Below are 26,455 nucleotides of genomic sequence, written 5' to 3' on the forward strand. Positions count from 1 at the left end.
TGTTTTCCTTTTAAACTGAGAAGTCCGCATAATATACACCATCTTCAATTAAAGAGAGTGTTATTGTATTCCTTCCATAGTTTTCAAGAGTTTCCATAGTGATGGCATCGTCAATTTCTACATTAAGACGACTACGTAAATACCGGCCAAGAATACTTTTTTTAGAAATTCGTTGCCCATTTAAAAAAGGCTGTTTTGATGAAAATGATGCTAATTGTTTAGGATACTTTTTATCCTTAAATTTTTGTACTCCTTCTAGGGAAGCTTCCATAATGGTTCCATCATCCCAAATTAATTCAATGGGATCAGAATTTCGTTTTCTTCTCCCGTCCGGGGTAGTGAATTCGGGATCAAAGGGATTTATTAGTGACTGATTGCTATTTAATATCTCTTTAGGTAATCTAATATACGCATCACCGGCTGCGACATGGGCATTACTTGTTAATCGAGCCCTTCCCCAATTTAGTCCACTAGAAAGAGGCACTTGTTTTACTCCCCTTGCTTCACTATATAGTGGAATATCAAAACTATGTTTTATATTATATGATTCCTTGGTTTCAGCAACTTTTAGATTTGCAAAATCAATAATTTCCTGATTTGCTTTAATAGTCGGGGTCTCGGATGAGTGTTCAAGGATAAATTGATAGTATAAATCTAATGGACTAAAAGTATCCCTTGTTGCATCTGCAAGGGATTCTCTATAGTCAGTACGTAACCCGTTAGAAGAGAAGTTTGCGGAACCGATTAGTGCAGATAAAACTTTTCCCCTATGTTTCCATATATAGATTTTTGAGTGTATTTCTTGTTCTGCAAATCTAATAGTTAATGAGTCGTTAGATTCTTTTATTCGATTTAATGAATCTAACAACCTAGCATCTATACCAGAGGAATACATTCCACCGATTACTGTGATTTTCATATTTTTCAATTCTGATAAACGTTTAATTGGAGCAGGACCTAGATAACCACTTATAATAATTAGTTCATCAGGTTCTTCTGGAAGTAATTCATGCTTTGAAAAGATAATTTCTTCGATACCAGTATAATATAGCATTTTATGCACACCTCTTAATATTGCCAACTAAATTGTAGAATAATTATTATTTAACTCTAATTATTTCCATGATATCTGAGATATCACAATCTAAAGCAGTACAAATTCTGAGTAAAACGTCAGTAGTTATGTTCTCACCTTTACCTAATTTAGCTATAGAAGCTGAGCTAACCCCACTAATTTTTTTTAAATCCTGTTTATTCATATTCTTGTCAATTAACATTTTCCAGAGTTTATTGTAGCTTATTCGTAACATTTTGCTACCTCCGTTTTACAAATTACTTTTTCGGTTATTTATATAAATCGTGTAAAAATCCATAACGACTTTCTTTATATTTACTTTTATATTTATTATGAGTAAATTCAATCACTTTAGCACCAGCAGACTCATATTCTAAGTCTGGTAAATCTTTTGTATTTTCAATAACTATTATTTGTCCTTTAGATTGACTGTCAATAAAATATTGGAAAAGGGCTGTTCTCATACTTGTAGGAGCATTATCATTAACTCCCTGATCTAAACCAAGTAGAGGTGTATCTACTACAAAAATGCTAGGCTTATAGACAGCATCTTCTTGCAAATATTGTCTAAAAGTTAAACCTAATACGGTGTTTATAAATGCCCAGTAACCTTTACCATGACTTACTTCTTTAGCTAAGCCATTTACTTCTAAATCAAAAGTCCCCATATTGAAATGAGCAGTATTCAAATTCTCATAATTGCATTCAGTTAGTATCGAATATGCTATTTTATCTATACGGGAATTAAAATCTACTGGATAATGTTCCTTTGGTTTAAATTTGGGTTTTTCTAAATCCTCGTTTTGCTCCTGCTTTTGTAATTCCGTAATCCAATCCTGTGAAACATTGTGTAGAACTGTTGATTCTTGTTGTAATTGTATATAAGTACGATATTGCTGAATTACATTTCTTAATTTATCTGCTTGAGGAACAAGCTCAATTTCAATCCATTTTTCAATCTCGGCTCTTCGGCTTTCTAAATAGTTAATCTTTTTTTGAAGTTCATTTAAAGTTGAAACGATGTCATTTTCGCTTTCTGTTAAACCTTGTAATTGTGCGATGATACGATTCAACTCAGCTCTCGATGCTTCAATAAAGGACTTTCTTTCTGAAGGTTTAATATTTCCATCACAAAAAGGACATTTATGGTTTGTATCTATAGTGTGTAAATGTACTTCTCCATCTACGATAAAGGTAAGTCTCTTTATATCAGCTGTATATTGGCTTTTCAGTGATTGAAAGTGCGAATGAGTTACCTTAGTTTCAGCTTCTTTTTCTTTAAAAATTAGTAAAGTACTAAGTAAATCTTTGCTTTCCTCTGTGGCAGCTACAAGGGTCTGTTCAGTTTCAGAAAGATTATCGATTAACTTTTGCATTTCTTCTTCAATATCTAAATTGCTATATTCAAATAGTGAATTTTGAAGTTCTTCTCTTTTTGTAGACAATTGAGCAATTCTACCATTTACAAATTGACGAACAGCATCCCTTTTCGCTTTGCTGATTTCATCCTTATCTTGTTCTTCCATATTTGGATAATTATCACCTGTGAGAAGATATAGTAAGGATGAAAAAAAGTAAGGATATTGCGTAGGTGATGAAGGCAAAAGTACAGACTTTGGATTTTCGATATCCTGTTCTCTTAACCAAAAGAGCCTAGTAAGTGTATTCCATTTTAAACGTTGTCTAGCAAAATCTTGATTACTTATTATCATTGGCAGCTCATTAATACCAATTAATTTAAGACATAGTTCATTTAAAACAGGGCGCTTATTCCCATTAGTCTTATAATCAACATCATAGTCACCACTCTCAATTGAGTTGATTTCGGTGACTACGTTTACTATATTTTTCCCAAGCTTTCGAGAAAGATGAATCGGTCCTTCTGAAGTCATAAGGTCAAGACTGACACTATTATATCCTGTTTGATTATGTTCAAAAGGTTTATTGATAACCCCCATAGCAAATTGAATACACTTTAATACACAGGTTTTTCCGGAATCTGAAACCCCACAAATAATATTTAATCCTTTATTGAATGTTACAGTGGAAGGAGTTTTCCCGGTGCCAGTTGCTGTAACCTTAGTTATATAAAATGTCATTTGGGATTACTCCTTCCATAGTGATTTAGATGCTGCTTGTCCGAATAAGTTGAGAAGTTCTTTGTCGTTTTTAGAATCCATATATGTGAGGGCTTTCTTGGCATATATTCTATATTCAGTTGCGTAATCTGAAGTTAGGGAACTACATAATGTTTGACCACGGTTCGAAATAAAGTATTGAAAGCCGTCTTTTGAGTATGAAACTTTTATCATATTTTCAAGGACTAGATTCTTTATAGCGCCTTGTGCTAATAATCTCCTGGCGGAAAATTCAGAAAAGCTAAATTCATTATCTCCGTGAAGATTACTGTCCGATAGTCCAATTTCCTTTGAATAATTTGAAATGAAATCTGCTGTAACAAGGTCATCTAATGTACGGTTTTTATTTTTGGATAAAGATAGGACAAGTAATAACCTCAACGACATTTCAAATTCAGTGTTAAAAATTTTATTATTCATCTTCGTCTACCCAGCGAACACTACCGTCATTTGCCAATAAGTGACAGGTTCCTTTCTTTTCTTTTGGTCCTACGAGATTTTGTATGTTGCTTACAATTGATGTAGTGGAGCAATCTACTACTTTTTTCATCACTGTTACTAATCTCTTGTAACCATTATCATAGTCATCCCATAGAGTGTCTTTAATATAATCGAACGTTTCGGATTTCCACTTTTCTGCATGTACTTCTCCTTTTTCAAAAGACTCACGAAGAAAACGATCAATGCGTACAGCACTATAATAGTTGATTCGTTGGTCAGAGAAATTCCTCTTATATTTTTGTGGAAGAGAATCCAAATCGGATTTTGTGAGTTCCTTACAATTCACGGCATCTGCATAGGCAGCTAGAAGTTCACTGACGTAAATTTCTTCTTCTGGAGCAATATCTTGTGGTGGCTCTAGTTCTTTCGGAATAGAAATCTCTATGTTTCCAATATGTAATTTTCCGTCCGATTCATCGTAGTAGATAGTTTGTACAGGAAAGAATGTTAATTTTTGAGTGGGACTCAAGTTATTAGAAACTATAGCACTAGATGTTTCTCTACCCTCATAAATATCATTTAAAATTTGAAGAAATAAATCAGCGCAAGCATAACCTAAATTATCAATGGAGTTGAAATCTGGAATCATTGTTTTGATTTCATCTTCAATTGCCATTTGATTATGCCCATTAAATCCGTTTATATATTTTGCAAATTTATCCGTATCTTTACGGCTTATAACTTTACGTACCTTCTTCTGATTTAAAGGGTTTGTTCCTTTAAATAGCCTGTTCAACGAATCTGGAACAAGGGTGCTAAAAGGGTTATATTTATCGTTTTCAGATAGCATTATTTCTTCAGGGGATTGTGGATTTCTCATAATATTGTCGAAAAGTGACAGAAAAAATTCATGTGACTTATATGAATTGTCACTATGTTTAAATAGTATATTCGCAAATTCACTAAAGAGCATAATCTGTCACCTCTAACCATGTTTCCGAATCGTTCCAAACTTTTCCGAGTCCTTCCGAAATGGAAGGATTTTTTTTTATACAATTTTTTTAGATATTGAGTGATATGAAAAATTCAAGAGTAAATTAGTCTATTTAAATTATATCACGTAAATTGACACTTAACTAGAAGTGAAAATTTATGAATGCAGAGATTTTAATAGCGTTCAATGAGTTTTTCTTTTAAAAAATATCAAATGCCTGATTTGCAATAAGGGCAAAGGATACATATTGCTACGTTTCAGTCCGTTTAGGATTGTTATGCGTTGCAATAGAAGTACCTTACCTTGTTGCGCTCATTTTCAGGACAAAGGGTCTGTGTACTTCGAGGCACAGACCTATTTTTGTATCCTTTGCCGCCAATGCAGTCCGGCGGAAAGGATGCAAAATGAAAATTAGAATTATGTACGACAACAAACCTACCTATTTGGAGGTACCAGACGAGGACTTTACCTTAATGATTGATGCAGATTACGAGGACAGGCTATCCTGTGCCGAAGATAAGGAAACGGTAACTCGCCGTTCGCCACAGGAGATTATGGACGAGCGTTTTAACAAGCCCGACTACAATAACTGGCACAAGTTTGATAGAAACAGAGGGATGCCGAAAAAACCATTCCGTAAGGACAACGAATCAGAGGATGCAACGGATCATATGGACTATCTTCCAGATAACACCCATGAAGTGGCTCGGAATAAAAAGGAAGATTATGAATATTACTGTGAGATTATTCGTTCTATTCTTAAGCCGAAACATTCAGAACCTTTTATTGCTGTATATCTTGATGGCATGACAATGACCGAGTATGCAGAGCGTGAAGGTGTCAGTAAAAGTGCCATATCACATCGCTTGGCTACCGCTAAGAAGAATTTAAAAAAAGTTTTTCCTGAATCCTCAACTTTCCCCTCTTGCCACGGCTAATAGATAGAGGGCAGTACATAAACGCTCTCGGAAAGAGGTGAAGAACATGAAACACAACTTGAAAATCAGTGTTTCAAAAACTCCACAGTCTGGCGGGATTGTAACTTGCCGTAATGTCACCATAAGGGAGCGCTTCCTTCGTTTCTTACTTGGTGATAAGCAGAAGCTGACTATTCTTGTTCCGGGTGACACCGTACAGGAACTCGCCATCAGTGAGATTAAGGAGGGGGGATTAAACCATGAGCAAAATCAAACTACTTCTTGATGTGGTTTCTGATATGCGCTCTTTGGCAGACAGCATACAAGCGGTTGCTGATGCAATGGCGGGTAGTGAGCCTGTCGAAGCAAAAGAACCGACCACAACTGTAAAAGAGCCAGAACCAAAGAAAAAGGAAATCACTCTAGAGGAAGTCAGAGCAAAACTCGCTGAGAAGAGTCAAGCTGGTCTTACTGACCAAGTGAGAGAAATCATCCAAAAATACGGTGGCTCTAAATTAAGCGAAGTTGACCCGAAACATTATGCAGATATGTTGAAAGATGCGGAGGTACTAGGTAATGAGTGATCACGCAGTACTTTCCGCATCGGGGTCCCATAGGTGGCTTAATTGCCTTCCTTCTGCAAGATTGGAACTGGAATTTGAAAATAGTGAATCCAATGCAGCCGCTGAAGGTACCGCCGCTCATGCTCTCTGTGAACATAAACTTAAAAAAGCACTTCACATGAGAAGTAAACGGCCAGTCTCGGTGTATAACTCTGATGAAATGGAAGAACACAGCGATGCCTATGTGGAATTTGTAATGGAGCAGCTGGGACTGGCAAGGCAAAGCTGTACGGACCCGTTAATACTTATTGAACAACGTCTTGATTTTTCTTGCTATGTACCCCAGGGGTTCGGAACTGGTGATTGCATCATTATTGGCGATAAAAAGCTTCATATTATCGATTTTAAGTATGGCATGGGAGTGTTAGTAGATGCAGTGGAAAACCCGCAGATGAAATTGTATGCCCTTGGTGCTTTAGAAATCTACGATAGCTTGTACGATATCGAGGAGGTTTCCATGACCATCTTCCAACCCCGCAGGGAAAATGTCAGCACATGGACAATCCCGGTAAAGGAATTAAAGGACTGGGCAGAAAATGAACTGAAACCAAAGGCGAAAAAGGCCTATGACGGTGAAGGTGAATATCTGACCGGTGAGTGGTGTACTTTCTGCCGAGCGGCTGTTAAATGCCGTGCAAGGGCTGAAGAAAAGCTGAAATTAGCACAGATGGAGTTTAAACTGCCACCCCTACTTCTGGACTCCGAAATTGAAGAAGTTCTTTCTAAACTGTCTGACCTTACAAAGTGGGCAAATGAAATCATTGCTTATGCCACGGATGCTGCTGTTAATCACGGGAAAGAGTGGCACGGTTTTAAGGTAGTCGAGGGCAGGTCTATCCGTAAATATAAAGACGAAGAGGCTGTGGCTGAAGTAGCCAAGGCAAATGGCTATAAGGATATCTATCGTCAGAGTCTCATTACCCTTACGGAAATGCAGAAGCTGATGGGTAAAAAGAAATTTGAGCAAATTCTCGGTGGTCTTATACATAAACCACCGGGCAAGCCAACGCTGGTTCCAAATTCGGATAAGCGACCAGCTATGAATATATCAAATGTAAAAAACGAATTTAATGAAATTACGGAGGGATAGGAATATGAATAATCAAAATAAAACTAAGGTTGTTACAAGCGTTAACACACGACTCAGCTACTTTCATGGCTGGGAGCCCGTATCCATCAATGGCGGGGCGGAAAAATACAGCGTATCCGTATTGATTCCAAAAACAGATAAGGAAACCATCAATGCTATCAATGCAGCCGTAGATGCAGCCATTGAAGAGGGCATTGCAAAGTTTGGTGGTAAAAAGCCGAATAAGGCGGCTATCAAACTGCCACTTCGTGATGGTGATGTAGAACGTGATGATGAGGCTTATAAAGGGCATTATTTTGTAAATGCCAACAGCAAGACTCCACCCCAAATAGTAGATAAAGCAGTCAGACCTATCTTGGAACGCAACGAGGTGTACAGTGGTTGTTATGCAAGAGTATCCCTAAATTTCTACGCTTTTAACTCTAATGGCAATAAGGGTGTAGCTTGTGGTCTTGGCAACATCCAAAAGATAAGAGATGGGGAGCCTTTAGGTGGAAGAACCAATGCAGCTGATGATTTCACAACGATTGAAGATGATGATTTTCTAGCATAAGGAATAAATACAGATGAGGTGGTGGAGGTTGTTCTTCTGCCACCTCGTTTGCATTGGAAAGGGTGGTAATACATGAACTCTATTTCTATTGACATTGAAACATTTAGTGGCGCCAATCTTCAAAAATCTGGAGTTTACCGTTATGCCGAGAGTGATGACTTTGAAATTCTACTATTTGGCTACTCGGTGGATGGCGGTGAAGTACAGGTGGTTGACCTTGCTTGCGGGGAGGAAATCCCCGATGAAATTATAAACGCACTTTTGGATGATTCCGTTACCAAATGGGCTTTTAATGCAATGTTTGAGCGTGTGTGTCTATCAAAATGGCTTAACCTTACAGAATATCTTGACCCCGCATCCTGGAAATGCTCCATGATATGGTCGGCATATATGGGGTTACCACTTTCTTTGGAGGGAGTTGGGGCGGTTCTAGGTTTGGAGAAACAAAAGCTAACAGAGGGTAAAGACCTCATCAAATATTTCTGTACACCTTGCTCCCCTACTAAATCAAATGGTGGTCGAGTTCGTAATCTGCCAGAACATGACATGGATAAATGGGAGCGGTTTAAAGCCTATAATCTTCGGGATGTGGAAGCTGAGATGTCAATACAACAGAGATTTTCTAAGTTTCTGGTGCCGGAAAATATCTGGGAGGAATATCATCTCGACCAGGAAATCAATGATCGCGGCATTGCCATTGACATGACTTTCGTAAAACAGGCTGTTGTGATGGATGAACATTCCCGTGAAAAGTTAATGGCTTTAATGCAAGATATAACCAATTTAGAGAATCCAAACTCTGTACAACAAATGAAAGACTGGCTTGCCGATAATGGGCTAGAAACAGATACCCTTGGTAAAAAAGCAGTTGCTGAGATGCTAAAGACGGCTCCTGAACCACTAGGAACTGTTTTAGAACTCCGTCAGCAACTTGCAAAATCCTCGGTGAAAAAATACACGGCAATGGAGAATGCGGTATGTAATGATGGTCGGGCAAGAGGAATGTTTCAGTTTTATGGTGCCAACAGAACTGGTAGGTTTTCGGGCAGGCTTATTCAACTGCAAAATCTCCCTCAAAACCATATGCCCGATTTGGAACAGGCTCGTGCTTTAGTTCGTAGCGGAAACTTTGATGCTCTTACCTTACTTTATGATTCAATCCCAGAGGTACTGTCGGAACTTATCCGTACCGCTTTTATACCACGAGAAGGTATGAAGTTCATTGTGGCAGATTTTTCAGCGATTGAGGCTCGTGTCATTGCCTGGCTAGCAGGCGAAAAATGGAGAATAGACGTTTTCCAAAACGGCGGAGACATCTACTGTGCCAGTGCTTCTCAAATGTTTAATGTACCTGTTGAAAAGCATGGTGTGAATGGCCATCTTCGTCAGAAAGGAAAAATTGCTGAACTAGCCCTAGGTTACGGAGGATCTGTTGGAGCGTTGAAATCAATGGGTGCTTTGGAGATGGGAATTGAAGAAGAGGAACTTCAACCTCTTGTAATGGCTTGGAGACAATCCAATCCCAATATTACAAAATTATGGTGGGATGTTGACCGCGCTGTAAAAACCTGTGTTAAGCAGAAAACTCCTACAGAAACACACGGTATTAAATTTATATATCAAAGCGGAATGCTCTTTATTGTCCTTCCTTCCGGCAGGCGGCTTTCCTATGTGAAACCTCGTATGGGAGAGAATATGTTTGGCGGTGAGTCGGTTACTTATGAAGGGGTCGGTGGGACGAAAAAATGGGATAGAATCGAAAGCTATGGACCCAAATTTGTAGAGAATATTGTTCAGGCAATCAGTCGTGACATCTTGTGTCATGCCATGCAGACATTAAAGAATTGTTCCATTGTGGCTCATGTACACGATGAAATTATCATCGAGGCAGATATGGGGACGTCACTTTCCGCTATCTGTGAACAGATGGCTAAGATACCAACATGGGCAAATGGCCTGTTGCTTAGTGCTGATGGTTATGAGTGTCAGTTTTATCAAAAAGATTAAATTAATTGGTAATCGGATAATCGTGTGGGAGGAGGTTAAAAGACCTTCAATTTTTAAATAATGAAAACAGGATAGCACTTATTTTATGACCGGTACGTGCTATCTTGTTTGTTTAATAAACGCTCCATTTTTGTGGAATAAAGGGTTAAAATTCGAATCTTGAAGAAATATAGTGAAAGAACCGATTTTGACTCCTCTCTCTATAAAGTTAATAATAAATCAAGGGGTAAGACTAAATCTATTAAAAACAAATGGGACAATAATTGATACATCGACCGATTAGCTTAATTGATTTTATTGCAGAGTGTCTCTAAATGATAACGAATAACTTCCTTCACCTTTTCTGGAGAGTATACATCAGGTCTTAATAAAGCATGAATCGACAATCCCTCTATTAATGCCGTTAACCTACTCTTTTCTAATTCTGCATTCATTGAATCTGATAATACGCCTTTTAGAGCTAAGATTTCAATCATTGAATTTGCTAATTCATATGTACCGTCCGTCATTTCATCTTTTTTGTCCCTTATTGTATCACTTGTAAGTGAACGTAATGCAAGAATCCACCAAACACTCGTTTCAATTTTCTTTTCTTCATCTATTGGTACTAGCTCTAATAAAACTTCTTCTACTGCCTGCACTGGGTTTTCTGACCATTCTTTATTTTGAGAACGCTTTTTCCCTTCTTCTAAGTAGTAATTCATAATAAATAATAACATTTCATCTTGAGTTGAAAAATAATGTCTTAACGCACCAGAAGATATCCCTGCCTCAGCTGCAACTCTTCGTATAGACGCTTTCTCAACCCCTTCTTTCCTAATAATATTCCATGCAGCCTCAGCAATTTGTTTGCGCTTTTCATCATGATCAACAATTTTTGGCATTATAAAAATCACTTCCTTTATTTAGCACAGTGTGTTATTATCTTTTTATAGCACGATGTGTTAAATAGATAATACCACAACATTTAAAGGAGGACTAGTTTGTTTGATCGAAACTATTGAAGCATTGATGCCTTCTTCATCATTAGACATTTCTTCAGCATTAATGATTATTTCTTTGTGTGCTTTAATTGATATTTTAAGTCCCGGTGTACTGACTGTAACAGCCTATTTATTACTGACACAACCGAATCAGTTACCTTCTCGTTTATTTGTGTTTTTATTCATCACGCAGTTAGGCTATTTCATCACGGGTTTATTACTCTACTTTGGTGGAAATTCATTATTGAAGAGAATAGAACAATTGTCTCAGTTTGACTTTATCAATTGGTTTTATATCCTACTTGGAGCAGTTCTTGTTCTAATAAGCTTCAGTAAACCAAAAGAGACTACAAAAAAACGTTTAATTTCATTTATCCCCAAAAATACAACAATTAAAGGGATGATTATATTAGGAATCATTGTTTTCCTAATTGAATTTGTAACGGCATTGCCTTACTTTTATTCAATCTTTTTAATGAATCATCAAACAATTGATGCTACACCTGCTATCTTAATAATAATTGGATACAATCTAGTAATGGTGCTTCCTTCTCTGTTACTGTTAGGGGTTAATATTATATTTAAAGAAAAATTGCAACAATTTCTTGTTAAAATCAGGTCAAAATTAAATGAAGCTCCAATCTCTTCACTCTTGGTAGCGACAGGAGTCATAGGTGCAGTTTTTTTTAATATCGGTCTTAGGGGCATATTAAATTAGAAAAAATATTAAAGAGGTGTTCATCATGAAAGAAATTATCAGTGGACTCAGTCTACTTTTTATTATTCAGGGAGTAGGCGGATTAATCAATCATTTGACTAATGGAGGAAAAAGTTGGTTTTTAGTAAATTATATTGATGCGTTTCAAGGGTTGGAAATCGTTTTGGACATTGTATTTATTGTAGTTGGTGGGATCATAGCTTTAGCCACTCGTAAAATAACATCTAGTAAAAACGATAAGTGAATGATGTAAATAAAAAATACAGAGTGAGAATTTCTCGCTCTGTATTTTTTATTTTAATTGATTCTCCTCGAGGCTCTACCAACCTTACTCATCCAGGTCATAGATCAAAGATGATGCCCAAAATGACTGTTTTTCTCTTTTCTTAAAGTAGAAAATTACTGAATCAACCATTTAAATCTATTTTACATATACAAATTTCGAACAACAATCCGGATGTCTAATTTATTTTTTCAAAATCCTCAACAATCATTACCTCCTGTGGCTATTAGGTAGAGGGGTTTCCTCTCTGACTATATTGCAGGAGGTAATTCGTATGGACGAATTAGTAAAAATCAACTATGAAAATCAACGACCCACCGTACTCGGTCGTGATTTACATGAAGCCTTGGAAGTAAAGACCGCTTATAAAGACTGGTTTCCAAGAATGTGTGAGTACGGATTTGAGGAAGGGTCAGACTTTAGCTCATTTTTGAGCGAAAGTACTGGAGGCAGACCAAGCATAGACCATCAGTTAACAATTGACATGGCAAAAGAGCTATGCATGATACAGCGTACTCCAAAAGGGAAAGAGTGCCGCGGGTACTTTCTTGAAATAGAAAGAAGATGGAATTCCCCAGAAGCAATCATGGCAAGGGCACTTCAGATTGCCAATCAACAGCTAACACAAGTAAGGAAACAAAATAAAGTGCTTGAAGGTACAGTTGCTGTTCAGAATCAGCAAATTGCAGAAATGAAACCGAAAGTCTCTTATTACGATGTGGTTTTAAATTGCAAAGACCTCATTTCCACATCAGCAATTGCCAAAGATTACGGCAAGTCAGCTATTTGGATGAACCGCTATCTTAATAAAAAGGGCATCCAGTTTAAACAAGGCGGCATTTGGCTTTTATATCAGAAGCATGCGGAAAAAGGCTACACCAGCACTAAGACACATAGCTACCTAGGCAGTAACGGGCAGCAGCATACAAAGGTCCATACATATTGGACTCAAAAAGGCAGACTCTTCATTTACGAACTGATGAAGGCGGACGGTATTTTGCCTCAGATAGAAATGGAGGGTGTGTAATGGGAATCAACAAATTTAACCATGAAGGATACCATGACCCAACTCCCCATGAAGCACTGACTAACATAATAAGAAAGGAAAAGGCAGAGAAAAAATCTGCCTTTAAGCCGCTTGTATATATCTGTTCTCCCTATTCCGGTGATGTAGAAGGAAACATTAAAAAGGCTCGCAGTTTTTGCAGGTTTGCCTTAGACCAAAACTGTATCCCAATTGCTCCCCACCTTATGTTTCCGCAGTTTATGGATGATGAAAACCCAGAGGAACGAGAACGTGCCATATTTATGGACATTGTGCTTATGGGTAAATGCTCCGAGGTGTGGGTGCTGGGCAATACCATCTCAAGCGGTATGGCGAGGAAAATTGAAGTAGCCAAGAAACGCAGACAAACGGTCAGGTATTTTAATCCGGAGCATGAGGAGGTTGAAAGCTTATGAAAATTGCAGTGGGCAATAGCCGGATGGATAGGAAATGGAAAAACAAAGATATCTCCTGGGAGGATTTTTGCTCCCGTGTAAAGACAACCCAACGTACTACAGAAACGGTAGAAGAATATCGGAAACTTAAAAAAGGCCAGCAAGATGATATCAAGGATGTGGGCGGCTTTGTCGGAGGACATTTAAAAGAAGGAAGGCGAAAGAAGGGCAATGTTCTGTGTCGTTCTTTGCTTACCCTCGATATGGATTACGGTAGACCAGATATTTGGGAACAAATCTCAATACTTTTCGATTTCAAATGTTGTGTTTACTCCACCCATAAGCACACACCGGAAAATCCGAGACTCAGACTTATCGTTCCTCTTGCTCGTGAGATCAGTGAAGAAGAATATGCAGCCGTTGGACGTATGGTGGCAAAAGAAATCGGTATTGACCTTTTCGATGATACGACATATGAAGCACATCGCCTTATGTATTGGCCATCCACTTCCTCTAATGGTGAATTTGTCTATGAAGAGCAGGATGGAGCATTACTTGACCCGAATATTTATCTTTCAAAATATGAAAACTGGCACGATACATCAACTTGGCCCGTATCAAGTAGGCAGTCTGAGGTTATTAATCGTAGTCTTAAAGAACAAGCCGATCCGCTTTTAAAAGAAGGTGTGGTAGGAACTTTCTGTCGTGCTTACTCCGTTCATGAAGCAATTGAGAAATTCTTAGGTTCCGTTTATGCACCATCTGCTATGGAAGGGCGCTATGACTATATTCCAGCTGACAGTAGTGCGGGTGTGATTATCTATGATGATAAATTTGCATACAGCCACCATGCCACCGACCCAGCAAGCGGCCTGCTCCTTAATGCTTTTGACCTTGTTCGTATTCATAAATTCGGCTCTTTAGATGATAGAGCTTCCACGACTACGGCTCCTGGTAGGATGCCGTCTTTTGTGGCAATGTGCGAGTTTTCTATAAAAGATGAAGCGGTAAAAGCTGAGTTCGCAAAGGAAAGGCAGGCTCAGGCTGAAGAGGAGTTTAGTGCTGAGGATTGGCAGACAGGTTTGGAACTAGATAAGCAAGGTCGGATAAAAGACACACTGGATAACATCGTTCTGATTATTCGGCATGATGAAGATTTACAGCATATCGCTTTCAACTGCCATCGTGATGGTATTGATGCCAAAGGTGGTCTGCCTTGGGACCAGATTAAGGCGGGTTGGAATGATTCGGATAACGCACTTCTTAAGGTGTACTTAAGCAGCAAATACGGGGTCTATTCTCCTACCAAGACCAAGGATGCTGTGGTAGCGGTAGCATCAGAACGAGCCTACCATCCTGTTAAGGAGTACCTAGACTCCCTGCCAAAATGGGATGGTATTAGCCGAGTAGAAAATCTACTCATTGATTATTTCGGTGCAACAGATAATTCCTACACAAAGGCAATTATTCGCAAAACGATGGTTGCGGCGGTAGCCCGTATTTATAGACCAGGCACAAAGTTTGATAGTGTTCTTATCTTAAATGGTCCTCAAGGCATCGGTAAGTCAACCTTCTTTGCTAAGCTTGCCGGAGATTGGTTTTCAGACAGTTTGACCATTACGGACATGAAAGATAAATCAGGTGCTGAAAAACTTCAAGGATATTGGTTGTTGGAACTCGGTGAGCTTGCTGGAATGCGTAAGACGGATGTGGAGATTGTGAAGTCCTTTATTTCAAGGGCGGATGATAAATACCGTGCCAGTTATGGGGTCAACGTCGAAAGCCATCCCCGTCAGTGTGTAATTGTAGGTTCAACGAATGCAGAAAGTGGATTTCTTCGAGATATCACGGGCAACCGCAGATTTTGGCCAGTCCGCATTAACGGTAACGGTAAAAAGAAAGCTTGGCAGATGACCAAAGAGGAAGTACAGCAGATTTGGGCAGAAGCACTAGTGCTTTATGAGAAGGGCGAAAAACTCTACCTTGAAGGTGATGATGTATCCATGGCGACGAGTGAACAGGCGGATGCGATGGAAACAGATGAACGAGAAGGACTGGTTCGTACCTATCTAGATACGCTCTTGCCGGATGATTGGGACACGATGTCTTTGTACGAGCGTAGAAATTTCCTTGGCGGTAGCGAATTTGGCGGCGGCACCCGTGTTGGAACAGTAAAAAGGACCCTTGTTTGTAATATGGAAATTTGGTGTGAGTGTTTCGGTAAAGAGGCATCATTGCTAAAGCCTTCAGATTCCTATGCCATCGGTGCCATTATGAGAAAGATCAGTGAGTGGAACAAGTACACTGGGAACAAGAATGGTGTTGTAACGTTTCCTGTCTACGGAAAGCAACGAGCTTATTCCCGAGTCGAGGAACAACGCTAAGTTGTATCTTACCTTGTTCCCATACTTGTTATTTCCCTAAAGTTAGTAATGAAAAGGAAAATCAACGGTTCGGAACAAGTGGAACAAGAAGTAACCTATTTATTTATAAATAATAAAAAGAAGTAATAGTAGCCTGTGCATACACGCATACACGCGCGTATAGGAAAATTGGGTCAAAGTTGTTTTCTTGTTCCGAGCCTTTTTACATGGGAGGTATTTATGCTTGAAAAATATATCGAAAAGAAACTGGTGACTGAGGTAAAAAAGATGGGAGGCATTGCTGCGAAGTTTGTTAGCCCAGGTTTAGATGGGATGCCAGATCGCCTGGTGCTTTTACCACATGGGAAGATGGCATTTGTGGAATTAAAGGCTCCCGGGAAGAAACCTCGACTGTTACAGATTAGAAGAATAAAGCAATTACAGAAGTTAGGCTTTGCCTGCTATGTCATTGATGATGTTAAGCAGATTGGAGGGATACTCGGTGAAATACAATCCTCATAAATATCAGACCTATGCAACGAACTTCATTCTAGAGCATCCCATTGCTGCGGTGTTTTTAGAAATGGGTCTTGGCAAAAGCGTCATTACTCTAACTGCTATATTCGACCTGTGTCTTGATCGTTTTGAAATTGGAAAGGTTCTGGTCATTGCCCCACTTCGAGTAGCTAGGGATACTTGGCCAGCTGAGATAAATAAGTGGGAGCATTTAAAAGGGCTAGAGTTTTCGGTAGCCATCGGCACAGAACAGGAGCGATTGGCGGCTCTTAGGAAACCTGCAAGTGTCTATCTTATAAACAGAGAAAATGTTGATTGGTTGGTAAACAAAAGTGGTATCCCTTTTAATTTCGATATGATGGTCATTGATGAACTATCATCCTTTAAGTCCTATGGTGCAAAAAGATTTAAAAGTTTACTAAAAGTAAGGCCGAGGGCAAAACGAATTGTGGGTCTTACGGGTACACCTTCCAGTAATGGGTTAATGGATTTGTGGGCAGAGTTTCGTATCCTTGACATGGGTAAAAGACTCGGCAGGTACATCACTCACTACCGCAATTCCTTCTTTACACCGGATAAACGTAATCAGCAGATTGTATTTTCATATAAACCATTGCCAGGTGCTGAAGATGCCATATATCGGCTCATTTCGGATATCACCATTTCCATGAAATCAGTGGATTTTCTGAAAATGCCAGAATGCATGATCAATGAAGTGCCTGTGTATCTAAATGACAAAGAACAATCAGTATATGATCACTTTCGTGAAGAGATGGTTCTTGAATTTGCTGATAAGGAGATTGATGCCATGAACGCAGCCGTCCTTTCAGGGAAACTCCTGCAAATGGCAAATGGTGCAATCTACGATGATGATAAAAATCCTCATATTATTCACGACCGCAAGCTAGATGCTATTGAGGATCTAATTGAAGGTGCAAACGGCAAACCTGTGCTTATTGCCTATTGGTATAATCACGATTTAAAGCGTATTAAAGCAAAATACAATGTCAAAGAAATTAAAACTTCCAAAGACATCATGGATTGGAATAATGGTGATATTTCTGTGGCAGTTATCCATCCAGCATCGGCTGGACACGGTTTGAATTTACAAAGTGGAGGTTCAACGCTTATCTGGTTTGGACTTACTTGGAGTCTGGAACTCTATCAGCAAACCAATGCGAGACTTTGGAGACAAGGACAAAATGAGACCGTGGTAATCCACCACATTATTACTAAAGGCACGATTGATGAAGATGTGATGAGAGCCTTGAAACAAAAGGAAAAGACACAATCCGATCTTATCAATGCAGTCAAAGCAAATCTTGGGAAAGCGAGGGAAGTTGTATGATGGACGCTTTTGAAAAACTGGCAAATGCCATTATTCTACAGGCAGTCAAGGATTATCGTTTTGCACTGAAAAGATTAGCAAAACACCCTCGCAATGATTCTGCTTTATATACAAAACGTGAGGTTGAGCGCTTCTTTCATTCTGGATTGTTCAATGTTCTCACCTCCCTAAACCCTGACATGTTAATTCAACAGCTACAAGAGGAGGTGGTGCGATGATGACAGCTAAGGAATTCTTAAAGCAGGCTTATCGCCTGAATGAATTGATTAATTCCGACCTTGAAGAGTTGCAAAACTTAAGAAATCTATCAAGAAGTATTTCATCCCCCATTCTTGAGGAAAAAGTCAGTCGAACCAAGAGTACTGACCCACCCTTTGAAAAATATGTGATTAGAATAATAGATTTGGAGCAACAAATACAGCAAGAAGTTGAACGATTAGTAAAGCTGAAATCAGATATCCGTGAAGCGATTAACCAGATGGAAAACGTGGATGAGAAGCTACTTCTTCGCTACCGATACATTAACTTTCTTAACTGGGAAGAAATCTGTGTCAACCTTAATGTTTCTATGAGAACCGTACACAGACTCCACTCATCCGCTTTGCAACATTTAAAGGTTCCAAAATAAAAAGGAGTAACCGGAAAATAGTGCAGGAAGAGGGTTAAAAGGCCCTCTTCACCATTACCTTAGTCATTGTATGAAAATTACAGTGATTTAAATAATTAGTTTCTCCTTTTTAATGATTATTAAATTAAAATGAGCTGTCAAAACAACAACTCATTGCTTACCCACTTTGAATACCGACCTAATGCATGATCTCAGTATAAACTTTTACAGTTTTCTGGTAGTTTGAAAGGATTTTCTTTATTGATACGCTCATAAAACATAATTCCATTTAGGTGATCTATTTCATGTTGAATAACAATAGAGGAATAGCCATTGAGTTTTAATATTATTTCTTCTCCTTCTAAATTAAACCCTTTCACTTTAATTCTCTCATATCTTGGTACGAACCCATTTATATCTCGATCAACAGATAGGCACCCTTCACTTGGTGGTAAGTAAATCATAGAAACGGAATGGCTAATAATTTTTGGATTAATAAGGGTATATTCATGTTCTTTCCCCATCTCGTCAGTGAAATACGCTACAAACATTCGCTTATTCAAGCCAATCTGATTCGCGGATAATCCAACTCCTCCACGTAATTTATATTTTTTGGATAGAATGGGGTCTTGACTATTTTTTAAGAAATTCATCATACTAGTTAATGTTTCCTTATCTTCCTCAGGGGGAGGTACCATCACTTCCAGTGTTGGTCGATGTAAGATATCATTACCTTCCCTTACAATATCTTTCATTGTTATTATATAATTTGAATGAAATTTATTCATAAATAAACAATTCATCTACCTTTATACTTTGGTACTGTCAATATTTTTGTGTAAATGACGATTCACCCGTTCAAGGGAACTCATCACCTGTGTATTCAATTGTACTTGTTCGAAGTGTTGATTTGAGTGTGTAGGAAAGGGCTAGCCCTTTCCTACACACTCAAATTTCGCGCTGGCGCGTCCCGGTCTAGTTTGCCGGTTCGTGCAGCTGCTCAAACATTTCTTCTAGCTTTGCACGGGCCTGATTGAAGCCGATGTGGCAGCGTGTGGCGAAACGTTGATTATAGTCTTCGAACTGCGTCACTAAAAAGCGCTCCAACGATTCTTCGTTCGGGAACTGTTCCTTGCGCTTTGTATATTTTTTGATTTGCTTATTGAACGACTCGATTAAATTCGTCGAGTAGATGCTTCGCCAAATCGCCTTGGGAAAGCCGTAAAACGTCAGTAAATACGGGTTTTCGAGTAAGCCTTGTGCGACTTTTTTATACGATTTGCCCCATTTTTCGCAGAACGTCTCGAGCGCTTTTTTCGCTGCTTCAGCGTTCTTTGCCTGGTGAATCGTTTTAAAATCCTCGCACACTTCCTTGCGATCTTCTACTCGGACTTTATGCATGATATTGCGTGCCACATGGACAAGGCACACCTGATATTTTGCCTTTGGAAACACATTAAACACAGCGTCTGCCATGCCTTTTAAGCCGTCTGATACGAATAAAAGTACGTCTTCTACACCACGGTCTTTGAGCTCTTGTAGTAGCTCCTGCCAGTTGTAGGCCGATTCTGTTGGGGCAATCGTATAGCCAAGCACTTCTTTAGAGCCGTCTTCACGAATACCAACTGCAATATAGACGGCCTCTTTTGACACCGTATCACGACGCACGGCAATATACGTCGCGTCTAAATACACGCATACGTAACGATTGTGCAAAGGACGGTTATTAAAGGCTTCTACCGTTTCTGAAACAGCCTTTGTCATATTCGAAATCGTTTGCGGCGTATAGTGATGCCCATACATTTTCTCAATTAATTGCGCAATTTCCGCCATCGTAATGCCTTTTTTGAACAAGTGAATGACCGTTTCTTCCAGCGTATCGTTCGAGCGCTTATATGGTACCACTGTCTGTTGTTTAAACTCACCGTTGCGATCCCGCGGGATTTGAAGCGTTAAATCGCCGTACTCCGTGTGAAGTGTACGCGAATAAGACCCATTGCGAGAATTGCCTGAGTTGAACCCGATACGATCGTATTTTTCGTAATCCAAAAATTCCGTCAGCTCTGTCGCCAGTAGCGAGTTGATCGCCATTTCCAAGTGCGAACGAAAAACCTCGGTAATATCTTGTTTTTTGACTAGTGCATCGACAATTTCTGTTGTAAACTGATTCATAGGGAAGACCTCTTTTCTAGGATTGGTTGTGGTGACTTAATTCTACCAAGAAAGGGTCTTCCTTTTTCTATGGAATTTTCTATTTACACAAAATATTTTATACTCTCTTTTTTTTTAACGTTTTTGATAATTTGAAAGCCAGTTCCAGTGTGGGATCATATTTATCATTCTCTATACAATTTATTGTTTGTCTAACAACTCCACACTTCTTAGCAAGTTGCTCTTGTGTTATCCCCAATTTGTTCCGTATTGCTTTAATTTTATTTTTCAACAGTATCACCTATGTCAAAGATATTGGACATTGTTATTATAACAATTACAATAAACATGTCAATAACTTTGGATATTTTTGAAAATATCTATTGGTGGTTTTTGTACGCAGTAATCTGAATGCTCGCAAAAGGTTGGCACACTTTGGCACAGTTTGGCATACGATGACACTGTTTGTCTGTAGTGAAAGTTATATAATGGTAGTATGGAATATTAATAAACAGAAGCCTTCACGGGAGAACCACTCCTGCGAGGGCTTTTTCTATGGGCAAAAGGAGGTGCAGTATGCCAAAGAAACCTAAGCGACCGTGCTCTTACCCTGGTTGCCCAGAACTAACCGACAAGCGCTTTTGTGAAGAGCATAGTAAGAAGGAAGCTGCACGGTATGAAAAGTATGATCGTGACCCATCAACCCGTAAGCGTTATGGTCGTGCTTGGAAAAGGATACGTGACCGTTACATTGCAGCTCATCCTCTTTGTGAGGAATGTAAACGACAAGGAAAGCTGACCCCAGCAACCGAAGTGCATCATATTCTCCCTCTTGCAAGAGGAGGGACTCACGATAGAAGTAATCTGATGGCTCTTTGTACTCCTTGCCACTCTGCAATCACGGCAAGAGATGGAGACCGTTGGGGAACCCGATAGGGGGAGTCAAATCTCCACAGCTTTTCATTTGTGTAACGGGCGTGGGGTAACGCGTGAAAATTCGCGGTTTCAAACGGGGTAATAGGCCCATCGACGAAAAGAGGTGAGTGAATGGCCAAAGATGGAACAAATCGTGGCGGCGCCCGTATAGGCTCCGGTCAAAAGAAGAAACCACTTGCTGACAAAATTGCAGAGGGAAACCCTGGTAAAAGAAAGCTTGAAGTCGTTGAGTTCCAAAATACTGCTGACCTGAAGGGGCAGGAAATGCCAAAGCCAATGGCCATGCTCTCCGCAGTGCAAAAGGATGGAAAAACCCTAGTAGCGAGTGAAATCTATGAAATTACATGGAAATGGCTTGAGGAACGTGGCTGTGCCCATTTGGTACTTCCACAGCTTCTAGAGCGATATGCCATGAGTGCGGCCAGATGGATACAGTGTGAGGAAGCAGTAACCGAGTTTGGCTTTCTAGCCAAGCACCCAACCACCGGCAATGCTATTCAAAGTCCTTATGTAGCGATGAGTCAGAACTTTATGAGTCAGACAAACAGGCTATGGATGGAGATATATCAAATCGTTAGAGAGAACTGTGCTACAGAGTATTCTGGTTTAAACCCACAGGACGATGTGATGGAGCGACTGCTATCTGCCCGCAGAGGAAAATAAAAATGAGGAGATATGATGTAATGAGTAAAAGATATTTAACAGCAGAAAGTGTATGTGCTGGACATCCTGACAAACTATGCGACATCATAGCAGATAGCATTTTGGAAGCTTGCTTACGTAAAGATAGGGCATCAAGGGTGGCTTGCGAGGTTATGGCGACTAAAGGAAAAATTATCGTGGCGGGCGAGATCTCCTGCAGCGAGAAAGTGAATATTAGAGACATTGTAAATACTGTACTGAAAGATGTGGGATACAACCCTTTAAAATTTTTGATTTATGTATATGTACATAATCAAAGTGTAGATATTGCGGCTGGTGTGAATACCGCGCTAGAAGCACGAAATGGAATAAATGAACAGTACGGTTCCATAGGTGCCGGAGACCAGGGAACAATGTATGGCTATGCTACAAAGGAAACAAGGGAAATGCTTCCCCTACCCCTTGTACTTTCTCACAGAATCGTAAAGAGACTGGATGATTGTCGTAAAGGAAAGCTGATAAAAGGGATTCTTCCCGATGGTAAAGCACAAGTAACGGTAGAATATGAAGCTGACACTCCAGTGAGAATAAAGACGATTGTGATATCGGTACAGCACGATAAAAATAAAACACAGGAAGAACTTAAGGCAGATATCCTTAACAATGTCTTATGGCAGTGCTTTGAAGACTTCCCTTTTGATGATGAAACAGAAATTCTCATCAATCCATCAGGTCAGTTCGTACTTGGTGGTCCCGCTGCCGATACGGGTTTGACCGGAAGAAAAATCATGGTCGACACCTATGGAGGGCTTGCATCTCATGGAGGTGGTGCTTTTTGTGGTAAAGACCCAACCAAAGTTGACCGAAGCGGTGCTTACATGGCTCGGTATATTGCCAAGCATATTGTTTGGTGTGGTTATGCAAAGAAGTGTGAAGTGAGTATTTCCTATGCCATTGGTAAGGCAAACCCAGTAGCCTTTACTATAAATTCCCTGGGTACTGGCACTATTTCTGATGAAATATTAACTCTTGCTGCCCAGGAAACTTTCAACTTAAGACCTGCGGCCATCATTGAAAAACTGCGTCTTAGAAATGTGATTTACTCTGACACCGCGGCTTATGGTCACTTTAACAGTTGTCTGTTCCCGTGGGAGGATGTAAATAAATACAGTGAATTTAGAAAGGCGGTGGAAAAGTATGTTGATAGAGAAGATTAAAACGAAACAACTCATCCCCGCTGAATATAACCCAAGGAAAGATTTAAAACCGGGTGATTCGGAATATGAGAAACTTAAACGCTCCCTTGAGGAGTTTGGTTATGTAGAACCCGTTATATGGAATAAGACTACAGGCAGAGTTATCGGAGGTCATCAGCGTTTAAAAGTCCTGCTTAGTATGGGTATAGATGAGATAGAATGCGTAGTAGTTGAAATGGATGAGCAAAAGGAGAAGGCGCTGAACATTGCACTAAATAAAATTAGTGGTGATTGGGATAAAGACAAATTAGCACTTCTCATCACGGACCTAAATGCTTCAGACTTTGATGTGTCTTTGACAGGTTTTGACCCGGGAGAGTTGGACGATCTTTTCAAGGATTCCCTTAAGGATAATATAAAAGAAGATGATTTTGATGTAGACAGTGAGCTGAAAAAGCCCGCTGTTTCGCATTTAGGGGATGTTTGGCTACTTGGACAGCATCGATTAGTCTGTGGAGACAGTACAAAGAAAGACACCTTTGATGTCTTGATGGATGGGAAAGCTGCCAATCTGGTAGTTACGGACCCTCCATATAACGTCAACTATGAAGGCACTGCTGGAAAAATCAAAAATGACAATATGGCTAATGAAGCGTTCTATGATTTTCTGCTTGCGGCATTTCAAAACACCGAAGCAGCGATGGCAAAGGACGCTTCTATTTATGTATTCCATGCTGATACGGAAGGACTCAATTTCAGAAGAGCATTCTCCGATGCGGGATTTTATCTATCCGGTACTTGTATATGGAAAAAGCAGTCCCTTGTTCTTGGACGCTCCCCATACCAGTGGCAACATGAACCGGTTCTTTTCGGTTGGAAAAAGAAAGGCAAGCATCTTTGGTATTCAGACCGTAAGCAGACCACTATCTGGGAGTTTGAGAAACCAAAGAAGAACGGCGACCATCCAACCATGAAACCAGTGGCACTTGTGGCATATCCCATTATGAACTCAAGCCTTAGTAACTGCATTGTGCTTGATCCCTTCGGTGGTTCAGGAAGCACACTGATTGCCTGTGAGCAGACCGATAGAATTTGTTACACCATTGAACTTGATGAAAAGTACTGCGATGTCATTGTAAAAAGGTATATTGAGCAAGTGGGAAATTCTGATGGTGTATTTCTATTAAGAGATGGTTCGAAATTCAGATATTGTGACCTGCCAGAGGTGAATGAGGATGAGTAAATTAACACTTGGTTCCCTCTTTGATGGTAGTGGTGGCTTTCCTCTGGGTGGTTTGCTTTGTGGCATCGAACCTTTATGGGCATCTGAAATTGAGCCGTTTCCTATAAGGGTTACGACTAAACGTATCCCTCAGATGAAGCATTATGGAGATATAAACAAATTAAATGGTGCGGAGCTTCCGCCTGTAGATATCATAACCTTTGGTTCTCCATGCACGGATATGAGTGTGGCGGGTAAAAGAGCCGGTCTGGACGGAGAGCAATCCGTCCTTTTTTATGAAGCAATCCGAATTATTAAAGAAATGAGGTGTAAGACCAATGGACAATATCCAAGGTACGCAGTCTGGGAAAATGTCCCCGGCGCATTCTCGTCAAATAAAGGAGAGGACTTCAGGGCAGTCCTCGAAACGGTTATCGGTGTCAAAGAACCGAACACCTCGGTGCCTTTTCCTGAAAAAAGACGATGGCCTTACGCAGACATCTATATGGGAGACGGATGGAGTGTGGCTTACCGAACTATCGATGCGCAATATTTCGGAGTCCCCCAACGTCGTCGTAGAATCTACCTTGTCGCAGATTTTGCAGACAGATGTGCCGGAGAAATACTATTTGAGTCCGAAGGCATGCCAAGGAATTTTACGTCGGGCGGCAGCCCGTGGCAAAGAACTGCCGACAATGCTAAAAAATGCACTGGAAAAACAGGCGATAGCATAACTTGCCTAAATGACCAAGGCGGAAGAGTGATGTCTGTTTCGAAGGATATTACTGCAACACTTCGAGCAGAGGAACATGGACACCAGCCTTGCGTAATGCAGTCAAGCGGATTTTGTACTGAACACAGTGCCAAGAGCAGAAGTGTAGGATTTGAGGAAGAACGCTCCCCTACACTTAGAGCAGGCGTTGTCCCGGGTACAGTCATGTCCTTTGAACCTGGTGCGGCTTCTCGCATTGGGGGACATACTGACGAAAACTTAAGTGGATCACTTCGTGCAAACATGGGAGATAATCAAACAGCTGTTGTAATAGAAAACCATCCAACCGATAGCCGTGTGAAACTCTCGGAGGATAATAAAGTACAGACGCTAACCTCTCGGATGGGAACTGGTGGCGGGAATGTACCCCTTATTATGAACACTCCTAAAACGTTAAAAATCCGCTCTGGCTGTGAAGGCGGTGGTAAGGGTGCATTGATACAAGATGATAAGTCTGCAACTCTTGGATGCAATAATGATCAAACCGTTTTTGTGCCTACCGCATATGGCATATGTTCTGATAAAAGCAATTCCATGCAGTCAAGCAATCCACATAGCGGTATATATGAAGCGGATACTTCTCGAACTATTGATGCCAATGGAGGAAATCCGGGGTGTAATCAAGGTGGTATTGCAGTAGTTGCTCTGCAAGGCTCGATGATTGGTAGAGAGGATAAAAACGGTCCCCAAGGAAGCGGTATAGATGAAGATGTTTCTTTTACGCTTAATACCGCCGATCGTCATGCTGTTGCCTATGCCATGACTACCGGAGCCTATGCACAGGTTGAAGAAGATAAAGCACCAACGTTATTGTCGAGAGATTATAAGGATGCTCCTGTTGTGACTCAGCCTTCTTACGGTATTGATCGGGCGGCTTTTAATCAAGGAAAGAACGCTCTATATAAACCGACTATAGATGAAGAACAGCAACCTACGCTTACAGCTAAAGGTCCTGGAGCAGTGGCGCAACCAGCTTCGTTTTATCCTCAGATGAAAGCTGAAAGTCAATGCTACAGACAGGATGGTACATCAAATACGATTATCAATGGCACCAATCCAGGTTATCAAAATGGCTTGGTTGAACCGGACTATATTGTTCGAAGGCTTACACCAACGGAATGTGCAAGATTGCAAGGCTTCCCCGATGATTGGTGTGTTGACCTTGGTACGGAAAATCCTATAGAAGATGAAATTTCATTCTGGACGGAGGTTTGGGAAACTCACCGCAAAATTATAGGTAAAAGCAAAAAGCCAAAAACAAGAAATCAGATTATAAAATGGCTTAACAATCCTCATTCCGATTCAGCTGAATACAAAATGTGGGGTAATGGTGTAGCACTTCCATGCGTTTGTTTTGTGCTGACTGGCATTGTGTTATCTACACAAAATACCGCCGATTAATGGAACAGTATTTTCTACAGAAAGATGCTCTAAATGACT

General features: G+C 39.9%; 29 protein-coding genes. 20 read left to right on the plus strand and 9 right to left on the minus strand.

Translation table 11 applies throughout. The features are described 5' to 3' along the window. Positions 1-10: 10 nt before the first annotated feature. From ADM90_RS12895 to ADM90_RS12915, 5 genes are read right to left on the minus strand one after another with little or no spacing between them, the layout of a single operon-like run. Positions 11-1,054, minus strand: a complete 1,044-nt coding sequence (locus tag ADM90_RS12895; protein ID WP_053995400.1) for a restriction endonuclease PLD domain-containing protein — start codon at positions 1,052-1,054, stop codon at positions 11-13. A gap of 46 nt (positions 1,055-1,100) precedes the next feature. Then, positions 1,101-1,310 (minus strand): helix-turn-helix domain-containing protein, encoded by a 210-nt coding sequence (locus ADM90_RS12900; RefSeq protein WP_053995401.1) that lies wholly within the window; start codon positions 1,308-1,310, stop codon positions 1,101-1,103. Positions 1,311-1,344: 34 nt separating this feature from the next. Further along, the gene (locus ADM90_RS12905; protein WP_053995402.1) at positions 1,345-3,174 is read right to left on the minus strand and encodes an AAA family ATPase; all 1,830 of its coding nucleotides are present in this window, start codon (positions 3,172-3,174) and stop codon (positions 1,345-1,347) included. A 6-nt stretch (positions 3,175-3,180) separates the two neighbouring features. Beyond that, on the minus strand, positions 3,181-3,633 hold the full coding sequence (locus ADM90_RS12910; RefSeq protein WP_053995403.1) for an ABC-three component system middle component 2: 453 nt from the start codon (positions 3,631-3,633) through the stop codon (positions 3,181-3,183). After that, positions 3,626-4,627 carry an ABC-three component system protein gene (locus tag ADM90_RS12915; RefSeq protein ID WP_053995404.1) on the minus strand — a complete coding sequence of 334 codons (1,002 nt, stop codon included), beginning with the start codon at positions 4,625-4,627 and terminating at the stop codon, positions 3,626-3,628. Before ADM90_RS12915 ends, ADM90_RS12910 begins: the two co-directional genes overlap by 8 nt. Positions 4,628-5,052: 425 nt before the next feature. Here ADM90_RS12915 and ADM90_RS12920 point away from each other — a divergent pair, with 425 nt between their 5' ends. From ADM90_RS12920 to ADM90_RS12945, 6 genes are all read left to right on the plus strand, one after another. Then, positions 5,053-5,586 (plus strand): hypothetical protein, encoded by a 534-nt coding sequence (locus ADM90_RS12920; RefSeq protein WP_235473527.1) that lies wholly within the window; start codon positions 5,053-5,055, stop codon positions 5,584-5,586. A gap of 46 nt (positions 5,587-5,632) precedes the next feature. Continuing rightward, complete coding sequence (locus tag ADM90_RS12925; protein WP_048717981.1) at positions 5,633-5,851, plus strand: hypothetical protein; 219 nt, start codon at positions 5,633-5,635, stop codon at positions 5,849-5,851. Next, the gene (locus ADM90_RS12930) at positions 5,826-6,149 is read left to right on the plus strand and encodes an rRNA biogenesis protein rrp5 (protein ID WP_053995406.1); all 324 of its coding nucleotides are present in this window, start codon (positions 5,826-5,828) and stop codon (positions 6,147-6,149) included. The genes ADM90_RS12925 and ADM90_RS12930 overlap by 26 nt, the downstream gene beginning before the upstream one ends. Beyond that, the gene (locus tag ADM90_RS12935) at positions 6,142-7,278 is read left to right on the plus strand and encodes a DUF2800 domain-containing protein (RefSeq protein WP_053995407.1); all 1,137 of its coding nucleotides are present in this window, start codon (positions 6,142-6,144) and stop codon (positions 7,276-7,278) included. The genes ADM90_RS12930 and ADM90_RS12935 overlap by 8 nt, the downstream gene beginning before the upstream one ends. 4 nt (positions 7,279-7,282) lie before the next feature. Further along, a complete protein-coding gene (locus ADM90_RS12940; RefSeq protein ID WP_053995408.1) occupies positions 7,283-7,831 on the plus strand; it encodes a DUF2815 family protein in 549 nt (182 codons plus the stop codon). 72 nt (positions 7,832-7,903) lie between these two features. After that, positions 7,904-9,838, plus strand: coding sequence for a DNA polymerase (locus ADM90_RS12945; RefSeq protein ID WP_053995409.1), 1,935 nt, complete (start codon positions 7,904-7,906; stop codon positions 9,836-9,838). Between the two features lie 284 nt (positions 9,839-10,122). Here the strand turns inward: ADM90_RS12945 and ADM90_RS12950 are convergent, their stop codons facing one another. Then, entirely contained in the window at positions 10,123-10,722 is a 600-nt protein-coding gene (locus tag ADM90_RS12950) for a TetR/AcrR family transcriptional regulator (protein ID WP_027625321.1), read from the minus strand. 103 nt (positions 10,723-10,825) lie between these two features. Here ADM90_RS12950 and ADM90_RS12955 point away from each other — a divergent pair, with 103 nt between their 5' ends. From ADM90_RS12955 to ADM90_RS12995, 9 genes are all read left to right on the plus strand, one after another. Next, positions 10,826-11,539: a GAP family protein gene (locus ADM90_RS12955; protein WP_053995410.1), complete on the plus strand. Its 714-nt coding sequence runs from the start codon at positions 10,826-10,828 to the stop codon at positions 11,537-11,539. A gap of 25 nt (positions 11,540-11,564) precedes the next feature. Next, a complete protein-coding gene (locus ADM90_RS12960; RefSeq protein ID WP_027625323.1) occupies positions 11,565-11,783 on the plus strand; it encodes a hypothetical protein in 219 nt (72 codons plus the stop codon). Between the two features lie 313 nt (positions 11,784-12,096). Then, positions 12,097-12,849, plus strand: coding sequence for a phage antirepressor KilAC domain-containing protein (locus ADM90_RS12965; RefSeq protein WP_027625324.1), 753 nt, complete (start codon positions 12,097-12,099; stop codon positions 12,847-12,849). Further along, positions 12,849-13,283 carry a DUF7768 domain-containing protein gene (locus tag ADM90_RS12970; RefSeq protein ID WP_027625325.1) on the plus strand — a complete coding sequence of 145 codons (435 nt, stop codon included), beginning with the start codon at positions 12,849-12,851 and terminating at the stop codon, positions 13,281-13,283. Before ADM90_RS12965 ends, ADM90_RS12970 begins: the two co-directional genes overlap by 1 nt. Then, positions 13,280-15,646: a virulence-associated E family protein gene (locus tag ADM90_RS12975; protein ID WP_053995411.1), complete on the plus strand. Its 2,367-nt coding sequence runs from the start codon at positions 13,280-13,282 to the stop codon at positions 15,644-15,646. Before ADM90_RS12970 ends, ADM90_RS12975 begins: the two co-directional genes overlap by 4 nt. A gap of 219 nt (positions 15,647-15,865) precedes the next feature. Then, positions 15,866-16,147 carry a VRR-NUC domain-containing protein gene (locus ADM90_RS12980; protein WP_053995412.1) on the plus strand — a complete coding sequence of 94 codons (282 nt, stop codon included), beginning with the start codon at positions 15,866-15,868 and terminating at the stop codon, positions 16,145-16,147. Continuing rightward, positions 16,128-17,489: a DEAD/DEAH box helicase gene (locus ADM90_RS12985; protein WP_053995413.1), complete on the plus strand. Its 1,362-nt coding sequence runs from the start codon at positions 16,128-16,130 to the stop codon at positions 17,487-17,489. The genes ADM90_RS12980 and ADM90_RS12985 overlap by 20 nt, the downstream gene beginning before the upstream one ends. After that, complete coding sequence (locus ADM90_RS12990; RefSeq protein WP_033826693.1) at positions 17,489-17,707, plus strand: hypothetical protein; 219 nt, start codon at positions 17,489-17,491, stop codon at positions 17,705-17,707. The genes ADM90_RS12985 and ADM90_RS12990 overlap by 1 nt, the downstream gene beginning before the upstream one ends. Further along, a complete protein-coding gene (locus tag ADM90_RS12995) occupies positions 17,704-18,117 on the plus strand; it encodes a DUF1492 domain-containing protein (protein ID WP_033826692.1) in 414 nt (137 codons plus the stop codon). The genes ADM90_RS12990 and ADM90_RS12995 overlap by 4 nt, the downstream gene beginning before the upstream one ends. Positions 18,118-18,308: 191 nt before the next feature. Here ADM90_RS12995 and def read toward each other — a convergent pair whose 3' ends face one another. The 3 genes from def to ADM90_RS13010 form a co-directional block, all read right to left on the minus strand. Further along, positions 18,309-18,884: a peptide deformylase gene (gene def, locus ADM90_RS13000; RefSeq protein ID WP_027625331.1), complete on the minus strand. Its 576-nt coding sequence runs from the start codon at positions 18,882-18,884 to the stop codon at positions 18,309-18,311. Between the two features lie 187 nt (positions 18,885-19,071). Further along, complete coding sequence (locus ADM90_RS13005; protein ID WP_053993757.1) at positions 19,072-20,268, minus strand: IS256 family transposase; 1,197 nt, start codon at positions 20,266-20,268, stop codon at positions 19,072-19,074. A gap of 97 nt (positions 20,269-20,365) precedes the next feature. Continuing rightward, positions 20,366-20,539 carry a helix-turn-helix transcriptional regulator gene (locus ADM90_RS13010; RefSeq protein ID WP_053995414.1) on the minus strand — a complete coding sequence of 58 codons (174 nt, stop codon included), beginning with the start codon at positions 20,537-20,539 and terminating at the stop codon, positions 20,366-20,368. 284 nt (positions 20,540-20,823) lie between these two features. Here ADM90_RS13010 and ADM90_RS13015 point away from each other — a divergent pair, with 284 nt between their 5' ends. The 5 genes from ADM90_RS13015 to ADM90_RS13035 all read left to right on the plus strand — a co-directional run bounded on the left by ADM90_RS13015 (position 20,824) and on the right by ADM90_RS13035 (position 26,416). Then, positions 20,824-21,183, plus strand: a complete 360-nt coding sequence (locus ADM90_RS13015) for an HNH endonuclease (protein ID WP_027625333.1) — start codon at positions 20,824-20,826, stop codon at positions 21,181-21,183. Positions 21,184-21,294: 111 nt separating this feature from the next. Then, the gene (locus tag ADM90_RS13020) at positions 21,295-21,846 is read left to right on the plus strand and encodes a P27 family phage terminase small subunit (RefSeq protein ID WP_001029957.1); all 552 of its coding nucleotides are present in this window, start codon (positions 21,295-21,297) and stop codon (positions 21,844-21,846) included. Positions 21,847-21,866: 20 nt separating this feature from the next. Then, positions 21,867-23,042, plus strand: a complete 1,176-nt coding sequence (gene metK / locus ADM90_RS13025; RefSeq protein WP_147716701.1) for a methionine adenosyltransferase — start codon at positions 21,867-21,869, stop codon at positions 23,040-23,042. Next, a complete protein-coding gene (locus ADM90_RS13030; RefSeq protein ID WP_053995416.1) occupies positions 23,023-24,264 on the plus strand; it encodes a site-specific DNA-methyltransferase in 1,242 nt (413 codons plus the stop codon). The genes metK and ADM90_RS13030 overlap by 20 nt, the downstream gene beginning before the upstream one ends. Then, positions 24,257-26,416 carry a DNA cytosine methyltransferase gene (locus tag ADM90_RS13035; RefSeq protein WP_053995417.1) on the plus strand — a complete coding sequence of 720 codons (2,160 nt, stop codon included), beginning with the start codon at positions 24,257-24,259 and terminating at the stop codon, positions 26,414-26,416. Before ADM90_RS13030 ends, ADM90_RS13035 begins: the two co-directional genes overlap by 8 nt. Positions 26,417-26,455 lie beyond the last annotated feature (39 nt).

The sequence above is a fragment of the Lysinibacillus macroides genome (genome assembly GCF_001281525.1).
Classification (GTDB): domain Bacteria; phylum Bacillota; class Bacilli; order Bacillales_A; family Planococcaceae; genus Lysinibacillus; species Lysinibacillus macroides.

Excerpts from the sequence above, each read along its gene's own strand:
- ADM90_RS12895 (WP_053995400.1), bottom strand. The coding sequence starts at position 1,054 with ATGCTATATTATACTGGTATCGAAGAAATTATCTTTTCAAAGCATGAA.
- ADM90_RS12900 (WP_053995401.1), bottom strand. The coding sequence starts at position 1,310 with ATGTTACGAATAAGCTACAATAAACTCTGGAAAATGTTAATTGACAAG.
- ADM90_RS12905 (WP_053995402.1), bottom strand. The coding sequence starts at position 3,174 with ATGACATTTTATATAACTAAGGTTACAGCAACTGGCACCGGGAAAACT.
- ADM90_RS12910 (WP_053995403.1), bottom strand. The coding sequence starts at position 3,633 with ATGAATAATAAAATTTTTAACACTGAATTTGAAATGTCGTTGAGGTTA.
- ADM90_RS12915 (WP_053995404.1), bottom strand. The coding sequence starts at position 4,627 with ATGCTCTTTAGTGAATTTGCGAATATACTATTTAAACATAGTGACAAT.
- ADM90_RS12920 (WP_235473527.1), top strand. The coding sequence starts at position 5,053 with ATGAAAATTAGAATTATGTACGACAACAAACCTACCTATTTGGAGGTA.
- ADM90_RS12925 (WP_048717981.1), top strand. The coding sequence starts at position 5,633 with ATGAAACACAACTTGAAAATCAGTGTTTCAAAAACTCCACAGTCTGGC.
- ADM90_RS12930 (WP_053995406.1), top strand. The coding sequence starts at position 5,826 with ATGAGCAAAATCAAACTACTTCTTGATGTGGTTTCTGATATGCGCTCT.
- ADM90_RS12935 (WP_053995407.1), top strand. The coding sequence starts at position 6,142 with ATGAGTGATCACGCAGTACTTTCCGCATCGGGGTCCCATAGGTGGCTT.
- ADM90_RS12940 (WP_053995408.1), top strand. The coding sequence starts at position 7,283 with ATGAATAATCAAAATAAAACTAAGGTTGTTACAAGCGTTAACACACGA.
- ADM90_RS12945 (WP_053995409.1), top strand. The coding sequence starts at position 7,904 with ATGAACTCTATTTCTATTGACATTGAAACATTTAGTGGCGCCAATCTT.
- ADM90_RS12950 (WP_027625321.1), bottom strand. The coding sequence starts at position 10,722 with ATGCCAAAAATTGTTGATCATGATGAAAAGCGCAAACAAATTGCTGAG.
- ADM90_RS12960 (WP_027625323.1), top strand. The coding sequence starts at position 11,565 with ATGAAAGAAATTATCAGTGGACTCAGTCTACTTTTTATTATTCAGGGA.
- ADM90_RS12965 (WP_027625324.1), top strand. The coding sequence starts at position 12,097 with ATGGACGAATTAGTAAAAATCAACTATGAAAATCAACGACCCACCGTA.
- ADM90_RS12970 (WP_027625325.1), top strand. The coding sequence starts at position 12,849 with ATGGGAATCAACAAATTTAACCATGAAGGATACCATGACCCAACTCCC.
- ADM90_RS12975 (WP_053995411.1), top strand. The coding sequence starts at position 13,280 with ATGAAAATTGCAGTGGGCAATAGCCGGATGGATAGGAAATGGAAAAAC.
- ADM90_RS12980 (WP_053995412.1), top strand. The coding sequence starts at position 15,866 with ATGCTTGAAAAATATATCGAAAAGAAACTGGTGACTGAGGTAAAAAAG.
- ADM90_RS12990 (WP_033826693.1), top strand. The coding sequence starts at position 17,489 with ATGGACGCTTTTGAAAAACTGGCAAATGCCATTATTCTACAGGCAGTC.
- ADM90_RS12995 (WP_033826692.1), top strand. The coding sequence starts at position 17,704 with ATGATGACAGCTAAGGAATTCTTAAAGCAGGCTTATCGCCTGAATGAA.
- def (WP_027625331.1), bottom strand. The coding sequence starts at position 18,884 with ATGAATAAATTTCATTCAAATTATATAATAACAATGAAAGATATTGTA.
- ADM90_RS13005 (WP_053993757.1), bottom strand. The coding sequence starts at position 20,268 with ATGAATCAGTTTACAACAGAAATTGTCGATGCACTAGTCAAAAAACAA.
- ADM90_RS13015 (WP_027625333.1), top strand. The coding sequence starts at position 20,824 with ATGCCAAAGAAACCTAAGCGACCGTGCTCTTACCCTGGTTGCCCAGAA.
- ADM90_RS13020 (WP_001029957.1), top strand. The coding sequence starts at position 21,295 with ATGGCCAAAGATGGAACAAATCGTGGCGGCGCCCGTATAGGCTCCGGT.
- metK (WP_147716701.1), top strand. The coding sequence starts at position 21,867 with ATGAGTAAAAGATATTTAACAGCAGAAAGTGTATGTGCTGGACATCCT.
- ADM90_RS13030 (WP_053995416.1), top strand. The coding sequence starts at position 23,023 with ATGTTGATAGAGAAGATTAAAACGAAACAACTCATCCCCGCTGAATAT.
- ADM90_RS13035 (WP_053995417.1), top strand. The coding sequence starts at position 24,257 with ATGAGTAAATTAACACTTGGTTCCCTCTTTGATGGTAGTGGTGGCTTT.